General features: G+C 65.0%; 14 protein-coding genes. 7 read left to right on the forward strand and 7 right to left on the reverse strand.

Features of this window, described 5'->3' with window-relative positions:
* Positions 1 to 76 precede the first annotated feature (76 nt).
* From RFN28_RS14965 to RFN28_RS14975, 3 genes are read left to right on the forward strand one after another with little or no spacing between them, the layout of a single operon-like run.
* Positions 77 to 1,027, forward strand: a complete 951-nt coding sequence (locus RFN28_RS14965; protein WP_320288104.1) for an ABC transporter permease — start codon at positions 77 to 79, stop codon at positions 1,025 to 1,027.
* Positions 1,024 to 1,875: an ABC transporter permease gene (locus RFN28_RS14970; protein ID WP_320288105.1), complete on the forward strand. Its 852-nt coding sequence runs from the start codon at positions 1,024 to 1,026 to the stop codon at positions 1,873 to 1,875. The genes RFN28_RS14965 and RFN28_RS14970 overlap by 4 nt, the downstream gene beginning before the upstream one ends.
* On the forward strand, positions 1,872 to 3,527 hold the full coding sequence (locus RFN28_RS14975) for an ABC transporter ATP-binding protein (protein ID WP_320288106.1): 1,656 nt from the start codon (positions 1,872 to 1,874) through the stop codon (positions 3,525 to 3,527). Before RFN28_RS14970 ends, RFN28_RS14975 begins: the two co-directional genes overlap by 4 nt.
* Here RFN28_RS14975 and RFN28_RS14980 read toward each other — a convergent pair whose 3' ends face one another.
* Positions 3,528 to 4,004 (reverse strand): Lrp/AsnC family transcriptional regulator, encoded by a 477-nt coding sequence (locus RFN28_RS14980; protein ID WP_127220635.1) that lies wholly within the window; start codon positions 4,002 to 4,004, stop codon positions 3,528 to 3,530. It lies immediately after the preceding gene.
* Between the two features lie 222 nt (positions 4,005 to 4,226).
* On the opposite strand from RFN28_RS14980, the gene RFN28_RS14985 reads away from it, so the two are divergent.
* A complete protein-coding gene (locus tag RFN28_RS14985) occupies positions 4,227 to 5,552 on the forward strand; it encodes an NAD(P)/FAD-dependent oxidoreductase (RefSeq protein WP_320288107.1) in 1,326 nt (441 codons plus the stop codon).
* A gap of 155 nt (positions 5,553 to 5,707) precedes the next feature.
* Here RFN28_RS14985 and RFN28_RS14990 read toward each other — a convergent pair whose 3' ends face one another.
* The 5 genes from RFN28_RS14990 to RFN28_RS15010 all read right to left on the reverse strand — a co-directional run bounded on the left by RFN28_RS14990 (position 5,708) and on the right by RFN28_RS15010 (position 12,437).
* Positions 5,708 to 7,075, reverse strand: a complete 1,368-nt coding sequence (locus tag RFN28_RS14990) for an FAD/NAD(P)-dependent oxidoreductase (protein WP_320288108.1) — start codon at positions 7,073 to 7,075, stop codon at positions 5,708 to 5,710.
* Positions 7,072 to 7,374 carry a (2Fe-2S)-binding protein gene (locus RFN28_RS14995; RefSeq protein ID WP_320288109.1) on the reverse strand — a complete coding sequence of 101 codons (303 nt, stop codon included), beginning with the start codon at positions 7,372 to 7,374 and terminating at the stop codon, positions 7,072 to 7,074. Before RFN28_RS14995 ends, RFN28_RS14990 begins: the two co-directional genes overlap by 4 nt.
* Positions 7,371 to 9,356 carry a hydantoinase B/oxoprolinase family protein gene (locus RFN28_RS15000; protein WP_320288110.1) on the reverse strand — a complete coding sequence of 662 codons (1,986 nt, stop codon included), beginning with the start codon at positions 9,354 to 9,356 and terminating at the stop codon, positions 7,371 to 7,373. Before RFN28_RS15000 ends, RFN28_RS14995 begins: the two co-directional genes overlap by 4 nt.
* 4 nt (positions 9,357 to 9,360) lie before the next feature.
* Entirely contained in the window at positions 9,361 to 11,445 is a 2,085-nt protein-coding gene (locus RFN28_RS15005; protein ID WP_320288111.1) for a hydantoinase/oxoprolinase family protein, read from the reverse strand.
* An 89-nt stretch (positions 11,446 to 11,534) separates the two neighbouring features.
* On the reverse strand, positions 11,535 to 12,437 hold the full coding sequence (locus RFN28_RS15010; protein WP_320288112.1) for a LysR substrate-binding domain-containing protein: 903 nt from the start codon (positions 12,435 to 12,437) through the stop codon (positions 11,535 to 11,537).
* Positions 12,438 to 12,555: 118 nt separating this feature from the next.
* Between RFN28_RS15010 and RFN28_RS15015 the strand changes: the two genes are divergently transcribed.
* The gene (locus RFN28_RS15015) at positions 12,556 to 13,674 is read left to right on the forward strand and encodes an NAD(P)/FAD-dependent oxidoreductase (RefSeq protein ID WP_320288113.1); all 1,119 of its coding nucleotides are present in this window, start codon (positions 12,556 to 12,558) and stop codon (positions 13,672 to 13,674) included.
* Positions 13,675 to 14,160: 486 nt separating this feature from the next.
* On the opposite strand, the gene RFN28_RS15020 is transcribed toward RFN28_RS15015, so the two are convergent.
* On the reverse strand, positions 14,161 to 14,826 hold the full coding sequence (locus tag RFN28_RS15020) for a glutathione S-transferase family protein (protein WP_320288114.1): 666 nt from the start codon (positions 14,824 to 14,826) through the stop codon (positions 14,161 to 14,163).
* A 313-nt stretch (positions 14,827 to 15,139) separates the two neighbouring features.
* Between RFN28_RS15020 and RFN28_RS15025 the strand changes: the two genes are divergently transcribed.
* Positions 15,140 to 15,898 carry an AraC family transcriptional regulator gene (locus RFN28_RS15025; RefSeq protein ID WP_320288115.1) on the forward strand — a complete coding sequence of 253 codons (759 nt, stop codon included), beginning with the start codon at positions 15,140 to 15,142 and terminating at the stop codon, positions 15,896 to 15,898.
* Positions 15,899 to 15,917: 19 nt separating this feature from the next.
* Positions 15,918 to 16,160 (forward strand): helix-turn-helix transcriptional regulator, encoded by a 243-nt coding sequence (locus RFN28_RS15030; RefSeq protein WP_320288116.1) that lies wholly within the window; start codon positions 15,918 to 15,920, stop codon positions 16,158 to 16,160.
* The last annotated feature ends 260 nt before the right edge of the window (positions 16,161 to 16,420 follow it).

Raw genomic sequence — 16,420 nt, forward strand, 5'->3', positions numbered from 1 at the left:
GGGGACCGGTCAGCCGGTCCCCGGCACTGCATTGCGCAAGATTGTTTGGCCGAACGCAACCGCAGGGAGCGCTTCCATGAAGTCTGGGGTTCTCAACCTCGTGGTGAAGCGGCTGGCGGTCGCGGTCGTCACTCTTCTGATCGTCCTGTTCGCCGTGTTTTTCGCCACCAGCATGCTGCCTGGCGACACGGCGTCGATCCTGCTTGGCCAGGCGGCGACTCCGGAAGCGGTCGCCGGCCTGCGCGAGGCCATGCATCTCAACGATCCGGCGATCCTGCGCTTCCTGCGCTGGCTTTTCGGCCTGCTGCACGGCGACCTCGGCACCTCCTATGCCAACGAGATGCCGGTCGCGGCGCTGATCGGCGGCCGCTTCGTCAACACCATGAAGCTAGCAGGCATCACCACGCTGATCTCGGTGCCGCTGGCGCTGACGCTCGGCATCACCGCCGCGATGCTGCGCGGCTCCCTCTACGACCGCACCGTCACCATTCTTTCGATCGGCGTCATCTCCGTGCCGGAATTCATGGTCGCGACGCTGGCGGTCCTGCTCTTCGCCGTCTATCTCAGATGGCTGCCGGCGCTGTCCTCGGTCAACGAGGCGCATTCGCTGACCGATCTCGTGCGCATCTATGCGATGCCCGTCATCACGCTCACCTTCGTCATCTCCGCCCAGATGATCCGCATGACCCGCGCCGCGGTGATCGAAACGCTCTCCACGCCCTATGTCGAGATGGCACTTCTCAAGGGCGCCTCGCGCAGCCGCATGGTGCTCAGGCACGCGCTTCCGAACGCTCTCGGGCCGATCGTCAACGCGGTCGCGCTCTCGCTGTCCTATCTGGTCGGCGGCGTCATCATCGTCGAGACGATCTTCAACTATCCCGGCATCGCCAAGCTGATGGTCGATGCGGTCGCGACCCGCGACCTGCCGCTGATCCAGAGCTGCGCAATGATCTTCTGCCTCGGCTACCTCCTGCTCATCACCACCGCCGACATCATCGCCATCATGTCCAATCCGAGGCTCAGATGACAATGGCGCGCGCGGCAGCTTCCCGACGGTCCTTCCTGGGCCACAGCTACAACCTCGTGGGCGTCCTGGCCTCGCTGGTCATCCTGGCGTGGACGCTGGTCGCGATCTTTGCGCCTTACATCATTCCCCATCCGATCGGCGACATCGTCGACGACGATTATTTCGGCCCGATGCGCCAGGGGCTGTGGCTCGGCTCCGACTATCTGGGCCGCGACATGCTCTCCAGGGTTCTCATGGGCGCACGCTACACCGTCGGCATATCGCTCGCGGCCGTCTCCATCGCCTGCTTTTCCGGCGTCGTGCTCGGCATGATCGCGGCCGTCACCGGCGGCTGGCTCGATACTTGCCTCAGCCGCTTCCTGGACGCCATGAACTCCATCCCCAGCAAACTGTTCGGCCTTGTCGTCGTCGCCGCTGTCGGCTCGTCGATCCCGGTGCTGATCCTGACGCTCGCCGTCATCTATATCCCCGGCGCCTACCGTTTCGCGCGGGCACTCGCCGTCAACATCAACACGATGGATTTCATGACCGTGGCCCGCGTGCGCGGCGAAAGCACCGTCTATCTCATCGGGTCGGAGATCCTGCCCAACATCATCCGTCCGGTGCTGGCCGACTTCGGCCTGCGCTTCGTCTTCATCGTGCTTTTGCTCTCGGGCCTGTCTTTCCTCGGGCTCGGCCTGCAGCCGCCGCTCGCGGACTGGGGCGCGCTGGTGCGCGAGAACATCGGTGGTCTGCCCTTCGCGGCCCCGGCCGTCATCGTGCCCTCGCTGGCGATCGCCAGCCTCACCATCAGCGTCAACCTGCTGATCGACAACCTGCCGCAGAAGATCAGGGACCGGGACGCATGACCAATCTCGTCGAGGTCAGGAACCTGAGGATCGAAGCCACGACCGACGCCGGACGGGTCGTCGAAATCATCAAGGGCGTCAGCCTCGACATCGCCGACGGCGAGATCATCGCCCTGATCGGCGAGAGCGGCTCGGGCAAGACGACGGTGGCGCTCTCGCTCATGGGTCACGCGCGGCCCGGCTGCAGGATCACCGGCGGCGAGATCAACGTCAACGGCAAGAACATGGCTGCGCTCCCCGAGAAGGAACGGGCGAAGCTGCGCGGCACCGATATTGCCTATGTTCCGCAAAGCGCCGCCGCTTCCTTCAACCCCTCGTCCACAATCATGGAGCAGGTGATCGAGGTCACGCGCATCCACAGACTGATGCCGCCCGAGCAGGCGCGAAAGCGCGCGGTCGAGCTGTTCAGGGCCTTGTCGCTGCCGGACCCGGAAGGGATTGGCTCCCGTTATCCGCACCAGGTTTCGGGCGGGCAATTGCAGCGGCTGGCCGCGGCCATGGCGCTTATCGGCGATCCCAAGCTGGTCATCTTCGACGAGCCGACCACGGCGCTCGACGTGACGACACAGATTGACGTGCTGAAGGCGTTCAAGTCGGTCATGAAGGCGGGCGGGATAGCGGGTGTCTACGTTTCCCACGACCTTGCCGTGGTCGCCCAGATCGCCGACCGCATCGTGGTGCTGAAGGGCGGCGAAGTGCAGGAGACCGGGACCACGGCGGCAATCCTTTCAGATGCCAAGCACCCCTATACTCGGGAGCTGCTGGCCGCCTTCGAACCGAAGCCGCGGCAAACGCTAGCAGACGCGGAAGCCACAGCAAAGCCACTGCTGCGTATCGAAAACTTGACGGCCGGCTACGGGGCGGTCCGCGCCGACGGGCTGCCGCTCATCCGCGCCGTCCATTCCGTCAGCCTGGTCGTGGAGAAGGGGCGCAATCTCGGCGTCATCGGCGAGTCCGGCTGCGGGAAATCGACGCTGGCGCGAGTCATCGCCGGCATCCACCCGGCGGCTGCCGGCGAGATTGTCTTCGACGGCACGCAACTGGAACGCGCCGCCAGGAAGCGGAGCCAGGACCAGCTGCGCGAGATGCAGATCGTGTTCCAGTACGCCGATACCGCGCTCAATCCGGCCAAGCCGGTCGAGGACATCATCTCGCGACCGCTGGCCTTTTATCATCGGCTCGACAGGCAGGCACGCTCGAAGCGCGTCGATGAACTGCTCGACATGGTGCGCTTGCCGAGGGCGCTGCGCTACCGTCATCCATCGGAGCTGTCAGGCGGGCAGAAGCAGCGCGTGAACTTCGCGCGCGCGCTCGCAGCTAACCCGAAGCTCATCATCTGCGACGAAATCACCTCGGCGCTTGATACGGTGGTGGCATCCGCCGTGATCGAGCTGCTCAAGGAGCTGCAGCGCGAGCTGGGGCTCTCCTACATCTTCATCAGCCACGACCTCTCCGTCGTCGAGGCCATCTGCGACGAGATCATGGTCATGTACAACGGGGAGCGGGTGGAGCAGATCACGCCCGACAAGGTGAAGGCGCCGACCCATCCCTATTCCAAGCTTCTGTTCTCCTCCGTGCCGAAGCTCGACCCGACCTGGCTCGACGGCCTCGTCCGCGACCCGAAACTCGTCAGCCAGTACGGCCACCGGTGACTACATCGGAAAAAGGCTGGGCAGCGGCATGTGCGCCTTGACGATGGGAGACTTCAGCACCACGAAGCTGAAATACTTATCGATGCCGATGTCCATGTCGGTCAACCGCTCCATGATCGTCTGATACTCGCCGATGCCGGCGGTCACGAATTTCATCAGGTAGTCGTAGCCGCCCGACACGAGATGGCACTCGATGACCTGGTCGATCTTCTCCACCACGGCGAGAAAGCGGGCGAAGTCCACCTGGCGATGGTTCTTCAGCGTGATCTCGGTGAACACGGTCAGCGTCTGGCCCAACTTGCCGATATTGACCTGCGCGGAATAGCCTTCGATGTAGCCTTCCGACTGGAGCTTTTTGACCCGCATCAGGCACGGGCTCGGCGACAGATGCACCAGTTCTGCCAGTTCCACATTGGTGATGCGGCCGTTCTTCTGCAATTCGTGCAGAATCTTGATGTCGATCCGATCCAGTTTCACGGCCGTCTCCGTAGAAAGTGCGCTACAGCACAAAATGCTGCCATCTCGTAACGAATGACACTACCACAGCCCGTTGGCCTGTCCATCAGGGCGGATACCGCTTTGAAACGCAGCGACTCCCGATTTCGATCGAGCTGGCGGAATAAAATTCTGCCTCGGCCTCAACTGCAGCAGCGGCTGCCTGCGCAACGCGCTAAATTGGCGCTTCGAGGTGGAGAGACCATGCACGCGCCGCTGCAGCAAATCGAGACGTCCGGCGAACTGCCGCAATCCGCTGATGCGGTGGTGGTCGGCGGCGGCATCGTCGGTGTCTTCGCGGCCTACTATCTGGCAAGGCCTGGCCTGCAAGTCGCGCTTGTCGAAAAGGGACGCATCGGTGCCGAACAATCCAGCAGGAACTGGGGATGGTGCCGTCAGCAGAACCGCGACGCCCGCGAGCTGCCGATGGCGACCCGCAGCCTCGATCTGTGGGACAGCTTTGCGGCCGAAAGCGGCGAAGACACAGGCTTCCGCCGCTGCGGCCTGCTCTATCTCAGCAACGACGAGGCGGAGCTGTCGGGCTGGGCGCGCTGGCGCGACTTCGCAAGGACGGCCGGCGTCACCACGCATATGCTCGATAGCACCGAGGCCAGCGAGCGGGGCCGCGCCACGGGCCGGACCTGGAAGGGCGGCGTCTTCTCGCCGACCGACGGCACCGCCGATCCATCGCAGGCCGCGCCCGCGGTCGCCCGCGCCGTTCTCCAGTTCGGCGGCAGTGTGCACCAGAATTGCGCGGCACGCGGCATCGAGACCGAGGGCGGTCGCCTGAGCGGCGTGGTCACGGAAAAAGGAACGATCCGGACGAAGGTGGCGGTGCTGGCGAGCGGCGCCTGGGCGTCCTCGTTTTGCCGTCAGTTCGGTTTCCGCTTTCCGCAGGCGTCGGTCCGCTCCTCCATCCTGTCCGTCTCGCCTGGCGCGAAAGGCCTGCCGGATGCGCTGCACACGGCAAGGGTCTCGGCCACGCGTCGCGGCGACGGCGGCTACACGCTCGCCATAAGCGGGCGCGGACGTGTGGACATGACGCCGCAGCAGCTGCGCTTCTCCTCGCAGTTCCTCCCCATGTTCCTGAAGCGGTGGCGAAGCCTCGCGCCCGGCGGGCTGGAGGGCATGCGCTCGGGCCACGAGACGCTGCAACGCTGGCGGCTCGACCGGCCGACGCCGATGGAGCGGATGCGCATCCTCGATCCGGCCCCCGATCGCGCAACCATCCGCCTGACCCACGCCCGCGCGCTCGAGCTGCTGCCGGCACTCAGGCAGACCGGGATCAGCGCTGCCTGGGCCGGCTACATCGACAGCACGCCCGACGGCGTGCCTGCCATCGGCGAGATACCGACCGTTCCAGGTTTTTTCCTGGCTGCCGGATTTTCGGGACACGGTTTCGGCATCGGGCCGGGCGCGGGGCACCTCGTCGCCGATCTTGTGACCGGGTCGGAACCGATCGTCGATCCGAAATCCTACGATCCGCGGCGCTTCGATGCTTCGGCCTGGGGTAAGGTCGCCGACTTCTAGAGCAATTCCAGGAAAAGTGTGAAACGATTTTCCGTCCGGAATTGCGTCAAAACAAAGAGATCGAGTGGTTTGCCGTTTCCGTGAAACGGTGAACCACTCTAGGCTCAAGCTCGACATTCCGACATCGCTTGCTAGGTGGAACCTCAGGAACTGCATCAGCCCTCCCGAAGAAAGGCGCCGACCGGCGCCGGCCGGACGGGGGCCTGCCCGCGAAAGCGGCCGACCGCATCGGGCGTACAGCCGGCCTGCGCCGCGACGAGTTCGACGGCGGCCAACTGGCAATAGCGCCCCTGGCAGCGCCCCATGCCGGCGCGTGAGAGCGATTTCACCCTGTTGGCCTCGCCGCCGCCGAAATCCGCGCCCTCGCGCACGGCTGCGGCAGACACGTTCTCGCAACGGCAGACGATCGCTTCATCGGGAAGCGCCCGCACCATTGCGGCCGGCCAGGGAAAGGCGAGAGCCAGGCCACGGGCAAAGCGCTCTAGCCGCGCCAGCTTGCGCAGATCAGCGCTCGCGGAGGACGCCGGATGTCCGAGATCGGCAAGGCACGCCGCTGCGGCAAGGCGTCCCGCGATCTCCGCGCCGTCCGCCCCGAGGAGCCGAACCCCGTCGCCCGCAAGATATACTCCGTTGCCTGCCCGACCCATCTCGTCCGTCTTCGGCAGCCATTGCCGCCACTGCTCGTCATAAATGAAGGCGCATCCCGCCAGGTCTGCCAGATGTGTCTCCGCCCGCAGGTGCCAGCCCATGCCGATCATATCGCATGGGGTGAGGCGCTCCCGGCCGCCGGCGTCACGCCAGCGCATCGCCGTGACACCCGACGCGTCGGCCTCGACCCGCGTCAGCCTCACGCCCGAATGATAGCGACCGCCAAGTCTCGCCCGCAGGACCAGGCCGCGCAGCGCAACGAGCGGCCGGCGAGCAAGCCCCCAGAGCCCTCGCATCTGCTGGCGCCAGGGGGAGGTGTCCAGCACCGCCGCCACATCCGCTCCAGCCTTGAGGAGTTGCGCGCCGACAAGCGTCAGCAAAGGCCCAGATCCGATCAGGACGATGCGCCGACCAAGGGCCACGCCCTGCGCCTTGAGCGCGATCTGCGCCGCGCCAAGGCTGTAAACGCCGGCGTTCTGCCAGCCGGGGATCGGGGCGACGCGGTCGGATGCGCCGGTGGCAAGGATCAGGCGGTCGTAACCGATCACCTCAACGCCGCTCTCCCCCAACACATGCAGCCGACCCTCACGCGCGGCAATGACAGAGCTGTGCGCGCAATAAGTGAGCCGCCCCTCTTTGGCCAGCCGGTCGAAGAGCGCATGCAGCGCGCGCGCCTTCGCCGCTTCCGATCCGTAGAGCTCTTCCGGCGTGCGGACAAACCCGACAGGCGGGCGGCGATAGATCTGCCCGCCCGCGCGATTGCCTTCGTCGATCACCACCGGGTGGAGCCCGGCCCCGACCAGCGTCGCGGTCGCCCTTATGCCGGCGGGGCCGGCGCCTACGATCGCGACCCGCGGCGATGAGGTCTCGCTCACGGCCAGTTCTCCGGCGGCGTCGTGCGCAACCGCATGCCTTCGGTGACCAGCGTCGAGCACGCGCGCAGACGCGATCCCTCCTCTTGCCACACCCAGCAATCCTGGCAGGCTCCCATCAAGCAGAAGCCGGCGCGGAGTTCTGGTCCGAACTCGGAATTTCGCAACGCACGCCCTGAAGCAAGCATCGCGGTCAGCACGGTGTCGCCCGCCAGCGCGCCGCGCATCTCACCGTCGAGAAAGAACGGCACCTGTGCCCGGTCGCGCTCGGCCAGCCGGACGATACGGCCGGCGGTGATCATTCCGCGGCCTCTCGCATCGGGCTCGGACGCGGCAGTTCGGGGAAGCGTTCGCAGACCGCATCGAAGGCCGCTTGGACGCCCTCCGGTCCCGACCGCCCGTTCATACGGCGGAAGATCTCGGTCTTGGCGAAGAACCGCCAGTGGATCGGCAAGGCGTCCAGCACTGCGTGGAGCCGGTCATAGGCGGCTGGCGTCCACTGCGCTTCGTAGCCTTCGCGCTCCGGACCGAAATGGAAATGGCCGGCGGACGGCTTATGTTGCGTACGCAGTCGCTCGGTCTCCTTCTCGTCGACCTCGCCGTCGCGGAAGACGACGCCATAGTCGCGCTCGGCCGCGACCGACGAGACATAGCCGCGCCGCACATCCTGCGCGACCCGCCAGGCCTCGCGTTCATACGGATCGCCACGCCCACCGCCTCCGGCGGAGCGAATCTCCAGCACGTCGCCAGGCTGCAGGACCGCCGTGTCGATGTTGCCCAGCCGTCGCTCGTGCCCGGTCCCCGGATTGACGACCATGTCCGACAGGCCGGCCGCCTTGCCGCCCAGCACACCCCAGGGACGGAAGAAGCTGCGGTCGCGGTTGCGCGCGGTGACCCTGGAGTCGGGGGCGAAGACGCGGAAGGCCATCTCGGTCGCCAACCCGCCGCGCCAACGGCCCGCGCCGCCGCTGTCTTGGGCGAGCCCGTATTTCACGAACTCGACCGGCGTCTCGGTCTCGGTGATCTCGATCGGCGTGTTCTTCAGATAGGCGGCATCGGCGCCCGATCCGTTGGTCCCGTCTCGATGCGGCATCGCCCCGCCGCCGCCCACCACCGGGTTCACCGCCGCGATGACCGTCTTGCTGGTGCGCTCGTCTGTGGTCATGACGTTGACGATGCAGTTGTTGCCGGCCGGCGCCGCAGGCAGCCGCTCGGGCACCGCCTGCGAGAAGGCGCCGAAGATGACCGACCGCAGTCGGGCGCAAGTAAGCGAGCGCATACCGACGGCGGCGGGATGGATCGGGTTCAGCACCGACCCTTGCGGCGTGATGCAGGTGAAGGGCCGGGTGAGACCCGCGTTGAGCAGGATCTTCGGGTTCAGCGTATAGAGCACGTAGTAGACGCCGACGAGAAGCATGGTGTGGCGCGGGTCGCCGCCTGATGGCACGTTGAGCGAGGAGCCGAGCTGCGGATCGGAGCCGGTGAAGTCGAGCACGGCCTCGTCGCCCCTGATCGTCAGCGCCAGCTTCAGCCGGCAGGGATTGGCCTCGACCGAATCCTCGTCGGCATAGTCAGCGAATTCCCATGTGCCGTCGGGCATGGAGCGCAGCACGTCGCGCGCCTGCGCCTCGGCATGGTCGAGAAGCGCAACGACGCCTTCGATGAAGCCGGCCTTGCCGAACTTCTTCACCATCGCCTGGATCTTGCGCTCGCCCGTATTGAGCGCGCCGACCAGCGCCTTGATGTCGCCGATATTGAGGTCGGGCTTGCGCACATTGGTGCTCATGATCCTGAGGATCGTCTCGTCGAAGACGCCTTCCCTCACCAGTTTCATCGGCGGAAAGCGAATGCCTTCCTGATGGATTTCGGTCAGCGCCCGGCTGAGCGAAGCCGGCACCGCTCCGCCCATGTCGGTGTTGTGGATGTGGCCACCGGTCCATGCGACGATCTCGCCGTCGACGAAGACCGGCTTCCACAGATGCGTATCGGGTGCATGCGTGGCAACGTGGCCGGAATAGGGATCGTTGGTGAAGGCGACATCCCCCGGCCGGTAGTCGTCCACCATTGCGATCGCGCGGTGATAGGAAAGCCCCGGATACCAGGTGGCGCCGAGCTCCATCGGGACGGCGAAGGTCGCGCCCGAACGGTCCATCAGCATCACCGTGAAGTCCTGCGTCTCCTTGACGAAGGCAGAATGCGCGGTGCGGTGCAGCGTGTGGGCCATGTTCTCGGCGGCAGCGCGGGCATGGTTCGCCAGAACCTGAAGGTTTGTGCGGTCAAACATGGCGTCACTCCGCGAAGGTCAGCAGAAGGTTGAGGTGGCGGTCGACCCGTGCCTGCGTTCCGGCGGGGATGGCGAAGGTGGTGTCTTCCTGGACCACCACGGCCGGCCCGTGGAACGTATTGCCCGACATGAGCGCCTGCCGGTCGTGGAGGTCGACAGTCTCGACGCTCAGGCCGGTATAAACAGGAATCCGGCGCGCCGGATTGACGGGCGCATCGCTCACGTCGGACTCCGGAAAGGAGAGTTTCGGCCCCGCGCCAATGGCGGACAGCCGGACGTTCACGAGCTCGATCGCTCCCTCAGGGTCGTGAAAGTCGTAGAGTTGCTCATGGGTTCGGTGGAAGGCTTGTTCGATAGCGGTCATGTCACCTTCGGCAAGCCATTCCGGCGAAAGAACGACCTCGATCTCGTAGCTCTGCCCGATGTAGCGCATGTCGCAGGAGAGATTGAGTTCAGCGGCCGCATCGTGCCCCTGCGCCGCAAGCCAGTCGCGGCCCTCCTGCGCAAGCGCCTCGAAGGCCTCGCGGATCACAGGGAGCGACGAGCCCGACAGCGGGCTGAAGATCGTGCGAATGAAGTCTCCGCGCAGATCCGCAACCAGGCCGCCCAGTGCCGACACCACGCCAGGCCGGCGCGGCGCCATGACGCGCTTCATGCCGAGTTCACGAGCAAGGAACGCGCCCAGCATCGGGCCGCCGCCGCCGAAGGGCATCAGCGTGAAATCGCGCAGGTCGACGCCGGCGCGCGAGGTGAGCTTCTCGACCTCGACGAACATTTCCGACACCGCGATGTCGAGGATTGCCTGCGCGGTCTGCTCGACCGGGCGGCCGAGCCGCATCGCAAGCTGGCCGACCACCCGATGCGCCAGTCCGGTATCGATACGGAGCTGGCCATAGGCCATCTCGCTGTGGCCGAGCCATCCGCACACCACCATGGCGTCGGTGACCGTCGCCCGCTCGCCGCCACGGCCGTAGCATGCCGGTCCCGGCGTCGAGCCTGCCGACTCCGGCCCGACCCGCAACACACCTTGCGCGTCGATGCTCGCGATCGAGCCGCCGCCGACTCCGATCGAGCTGACCGACACCGAAGGGACATGGAGCGGAAATTCGCCGATCAGCTCGCCGGTCCCGAACTGCGCCTCACCACCGATGATGAGCGCGAAGTCGGCCGAGGTCCCGCCGATGTCGAGGGTGAGCACTTTGTCATCGCCTGCCTGACGCGCCAGCCAAGAGGCGCCGATGACGCCGGAGGCCGTTCCCGACAGCAGCATGTTCACACAGGCGCGCTTGCCTTCGGCAGCGTTCATCAATCCGCCGTTCGACTTGGTCAGCATGGGGCGTGCCGGCACACCACGATCCTTCAGCCGCTCTTCAAGCGCCGTCAGATAACCAGAGACGCGCGGATGGACATAGCCGTTGAGAATGGCGGTCGAGCTGCGCTCATATTCGCGGATGACCGGCCAGACCTCGGCGGAGGAAAAGACGAAGAGATCCGGCGCGAGACGCGCGATCGCAGCCTTCACGGAAGCTTCTTGCGCGGCGTTGCGCCAGGAATGGAGGAAGGAGACGATGATCCCTTGCGCCCCGTTCGCCTTCGCCCGCGCGACCGCTCTCTCCACCGCTGCCATGTCCGGCGCTCGCGATTCACTGCCATCAGCGCGCATGCGTGCCGGGATGCCGAAGACCATGTCGCGCGAGATCAGCGGGTCCGGCCTGGAGCAGAACAGCGAGTACATGTCGGGCATGCGAAGCCGCGCGAGTTCGATGACGTCCTCGAAGCCGGCGTTGGTGAACAGCGCCAGCGACGCGCCTTTGCGCTGGATGATCGTGTTGATGCCGACGGTCGTGCCGTGCACGAAGCGCGTCATATGAGTGGGATCGAAGCCCTCGCGCTCGGCCAGAAGGGTGAGACCGGTCATCAATTCGGCGCCTGGATCGTCCGGCGTCGTCAGCACCTTCAGCGAAGCCACGCGTCCGGAGTTTGCTTCGAGCGCGCAGAAATCGATGAAGGTCCCGCCGATATCGACGCCGACCTTCCAGTCGGCACCGCTCCGCGCCTCATCCGTCGCGCTTGCGATGGCACCGTCCATGAGCCGTTCTCCCTGTCTGCCAACCGAAAGCTGGCACGGCAGGACGGTGCGGGTCCAAGACGTATGATGGGCAAATATATAAGCCTTGCTTATGCCTTAGCGTGCTGGCCCAGGACCGCGGCACAGGCCGCGCGGATTTCATCGCGCATCATCTCATCGGCCCGCGAAAGGGCTCGTGCGCGCGAAGCAAGCAGCGCGATCGGAAATTCCGGTCCCGCCGAGAGCGGCCTGACGACAAGCCCGGCAAATTGCTGCCACGGCAGCAGCGCGTCAACGAGGGCGATTCCCAGACCAGCCTGGACGAAGCCGACCGCGGAGATGGATGCGTCGATCTCGAGAGACGGCGAAAGCGCCACACCCTGCGCGCGGGCAGCGTGAGCCAGCTCGTCGGCGGGACGGGTGTTTCCGCGATAGGAGATCAACTCTTCCCCGGCGAGATCGGCAAGCGTCAGCTCGGCCTTTCCGAGCAAGGCATGTCCGGTGGGGAGCAGGCATGCGAAGCCGATGCTCCCGATCACCTCGGCCTCGACGTCGGGAGGCAGGCGGTCGTCCATGGCGACGCCGAGGCTGGCATCGCCGGCGCGCAGCATGTCGACGATCGCGGCGATCGGGGCGCTATGGGAACGCAGCAATATGTTGGGATGCTGTGCCCGGAACCTGGTGAACGCGCGCGGCAATATCGCCATGGCCGGCGGCGGCGAGGCGGCGACCCGCACCAGCCCCGCACGGCCCAGGCGCAGGTCGGTGGTCTTGCGGCGCAGCCCATCGAGCCCCGCCGACAGCCTCTCGGCATCCGGGAATATCTCCAGAGCCTCTGGAGTCGGCCGCAGCCGGCCCTTGACGCGCTCGAACAGCGTGAAGCCGAGTTCGTCCTCGGTGTGGAGCAGTATCTGGCTGAGCGCTGGCTGGGAGATGTTCAGCATCCGCGCCGCGGCGGTCACGGTGCCGGCGCGCATGACGGCGATGAACACTTCAAGCTGCCGGGCTCGCATTACCGCTCCATAGGTCGAGCTTATAGCTCCCATCCAAACCCATCTTTGACGCAATGCGGCGGTGCAAACAAGATGGGTGCATTCCAAGGATCGGCCGCTCTGCGCTTAAGGAACGACTATGGACGTGATCGTGCTGGGCGGTGGACTGATGGGGACGGCTTCGGCCTATTTCCTTGCCAGGCGCGGCGCCCGCGTGACGCTTGTCGAGCGCAACCGGATCGGCACTGGAGCGACCGTCGCCTCCTTCGGCAACATCCGGCGCACGGGGCGTCATCTGGCCCAGCTTCCGCTGGCTCACCGCTCACTTCGGCTGTGGGGCGAGGCCGAGAAAATGCTTGGACGCGACGTGGAATTCCGCGCCAGTGGTCACATCCGGCTGATCTTCGACCAGGGGGGCCTCGCCGACATGCGGGCCTATGCCGAGGCGGCGCGGCCTTGGGGGCTCGAGCTGGAGGAGCTTAGCCCACGCGAGATCCGCTCCCGTTTTCCAGGCCTTGGTCCCGACGCGATCGCGGCGTCGTTCTCTCCGCATGACGGCAGCGGCAATCCGCGGCTGATCGCGCCGGCCTATGCCGAGGCTGCCTGCAAGCTGGGCGCGGAAATCGTCGAGGGAGTCGAGGTCGAAACGATCAGGTGCACGGGCTCCAGCTTCGTTGTTACCAGTTCAAAGGGTGCATTTACCGCCGAGTGCCTGCTCAACACCGCCGGTGCCTGGGGCGCGCGCATCGCCGCGCAGTTCGGCGAAGAAGTTCCGCTCGAGGCACGCGGCCCGCAGATGGGCGTGACCGAGCCCCTGCCGCATCGGGTCCTGCCGGTTGTCGGCATCTGGACGCGCGACAAGGACTATGGCGCCTATCTGCGTCAGGTCGAGCGCGGCAACATCATCTTCGGCGGGGCGGCCGAAAGGGTGCCGGTGGATCTAGATCCAGGCCATGCGGTCGCCGATCCCATGCGCCTGCCGGCACAATTGCGCGCCGTCGCGCGGCTGCTGCCGGCAATCGCACAGGTCGCGGTCATCCGCACCTGGTCCGGATGCGAAGGCTATGTGCGCGACATGCTGCCGGTTATGGGACGCTCGGCGACGACGCCAGGCCTGTTCCACGCCTTCGGCTTCAGCGGACACGGTTTTCAGCTCGGCCCGGGCGTCGGCGACGCGATGGCCGAGCTCATTATGACCGATCAGTGCGAAACACCACTCGATGATTTCAGGATCGATCGCTTCCGCCGCGCCGCCTGACAGCGCAAAATCATCGCCAAAACAGCGTTACAGCCGTTCGCCCCTCACTCCCACTCTATTATTCGGGTTCGCATTAACGAATTGAATTCGTTGGCGAAAATATTTTCCCGTCCAAATACTGCTGGCCTGCAGCCCGTCAGAAAATTACGTCGCTGATATCGTTGAAGAATTTTCGCCGATCTCCGCAGCCCATCTATCGACAACATATCGGCTCTCAGCCGGCCATTCCGGTTCTGACGTTCACACCGCAAATGCGGCCAAAAGTACCGTCGGCTTTGGTTTCCAACATCCAACATATCCGGCCGCCGTCCCGCCGGAGGCGGCGGGGCGGCGAGGCGGCACTTCGGTTGGTTCGCATGACGGCGAGCTTGGACGTTCCGTCCTCGGCCGGGCGCACCCGCGTGCGTTTGGGTTGGCCCCCGCGGGAACCCGCCTCCTCGCCGACTTGGTCACGGTGGGATATTTCGAGCCGTGAGGCAGATACACCTAGGCAGCGGCTGCCGTTTCGCTCTTTGCGGCAGCCCTTCGGAAGCCGTCCCGCTGGGTGATTCTGCCGAGATATTCCAGGAACGCGTCGCGCTTCGGGAGTGTCTTGAGCCCAAGGCCCCAGCCGATATGCGATCCGACGTAGACGTCGGCTGCCGTGAACCGATTTCCGGCGATGAAGGGCTTCGAGCTCACCGCGCGCTCGAGTTCGTTGACGGTGCGCTCGTAGCTGCCATATCCGAAAAAGAACTCCTGCTCTGGCGCGGGAAAGAAGCCAGCCCGATGATTGGTCACAGCCTGTTCCAGCGGTCCTGCCGCGAAAAACATCCACCGGTAGTAGTCCGCCCGCTCGTCCGAGGTCGGCGCCAATCCCGCACTCGGGAAGGTCTTGGCGAGATACGCGACGATAGCGGCGCTCTCGGTTACTACCCGGCCGTCGTGGACGATCGCGGGTACCTTGCCCATCGGATTCACTTCGGTGAAGAAGCGGCCGCGTTGGCTGGAAGCGTCGTTCGGGCGCGCAAGCGCCGCGCCGCCCCATCGGTCCGCCGCGCTGGAGCGCTCGTAGTCGAGGAGAACGGTGTCATAAGCGCACCCTACCTCTTCGAGCATCCATTGAACGATGCGGCCGCGGGAATTGGGATTGGTGTAAAATGTCAGTGGCATCGTGTATCTCCTTAAAATTGGACTTTCCGCTTGCTTGCCGCGACCGGGTATTCGGCGGCTCGCAAGCTCGTGGTGTGGAAGATAAAGATCTGGCCGCGCGTCCGCATCAGCACGGTGTGCCAAGTTACTTGCGAAATGTGCCAAGGTGCGCGAGTTTCGTTTCGGCGGACGCCCGCCTTTAGATCCTTGGCCGGCATGTCCCGTACCACGGCAGCGGCCGAATCCCTGTCGTTCATCGGTATGCGATCGGCGGGTTGATTATTGGGCTCAGGAGACTGTCAGCCGAAGGCTGCCTTGGTTGAGTAGGATACTGATGAAGGTTGTTCGCGCAGATCGTTGCACGCTACCCCAAGCTTTCTGGCGCGCCGTTGAGCTTCAAGGCCTGCACCCGACGGCTGTGCTGAGGCATTCACGCCTTCCCGTGACCCTTCATCATGATTCCGAGGCGACCATCACCACAGCGCAGCTTTTCGCGATTTGGCGAGCCATCGAAGCGCTGTCCGGAGACGCGGGCTTTGGCATCAAGATGGTTCGCGAGACCAGCACTGCAACCCACAAGCTCGCATTCCTCGCCGCTTCGTATGCGGAGAACTATCGCGATGGCCTAGCGCGGCTCACGCGGTTCAAGCGGCTTTGCAGCCCCGATGAACTGCACTGCGAGGAGGGGAACGGCCACGCTGTTTTCACAATTGAGTGGCTGCCTGGCACGGAACCAGAGCCGGCACTTGCGGTCGATGCGAGTTTCGCGATGTTGATCGAGCTGGGGCGGCGGGGAACAGGGCAGTCTCTTGCTCCAATCGCAGTCGAGTTCGAGCGTGCTGGGCCATCCACCGATCTCCACGACGCCTTCTTTGGGTGTCCAATCCGTTTTGGGGCGCTCAAAAACCGGCTTGTCCTGGCATCGGCCGATCTTGACCGCCCGTTCGTCAGCCACAATCCCGAATTGTTGCAGATGCTGATGCCAGCGCTTTCGGAGGCGATGCGCGAACGGGAGGGGGGGAAGCAGCTTCGTCGAGCAGGTCAAGTCGGTGCTAAAGCGCGCCTTGCCGAGCGGTCGTCCCGAGGTGGTTGATGTCGGGCGCGATTTAGGCATGAGTAAGCGGACGCTGCAGCGCCGCATCACTGAGGAGGGAACGTCGTTCCGGTCTATTCTCGACGACGCACGCCATGAACTCGGCATGCAACTGTTGACGGACCCTGCGATCAGGATCGAGGAGATTGCTTGGCTCCTGGGATATCGAGATGTGAATTCCTTCTATCGTGCTTTCAAGGAATGGACCGGCACAACGCCGATGCGATGGCGGCAGACGGGAATTCCGGGGCTAAGCATCTAACGCATGCCGCACAAAAGTGCGTAGCGGTTTTGCGAGCACGACATGCTTTAGCGTCCCGCCTGGATGCCGAATAAAGTGTGCTAAACGGTCTTCGAAACTGCGCTATTGCCGCCGTTTGTATCCGTCACTCCCACTCTATTATTTTTTCTGTAACCGGGGCAAAACCGGTGGCGGACGCGGCGTTATGACTCGGGTGTATCGGGTTGGGGTGGGTGGCGGTTTGGCGGGCGGCGTGATTCCATCAGGCCATGTCGGAGCCA

It is taken from the genome of Mesorhizobium album (assembly GCF_033977205.1).
Taxonomy (GTDB): domain Bacteria; phylum Pseudomonadota; class Alphaproteobacteria; order Rhizobiales; family Rhizobiaceae; genus Mesorhizobium; species Mesorhizobium album.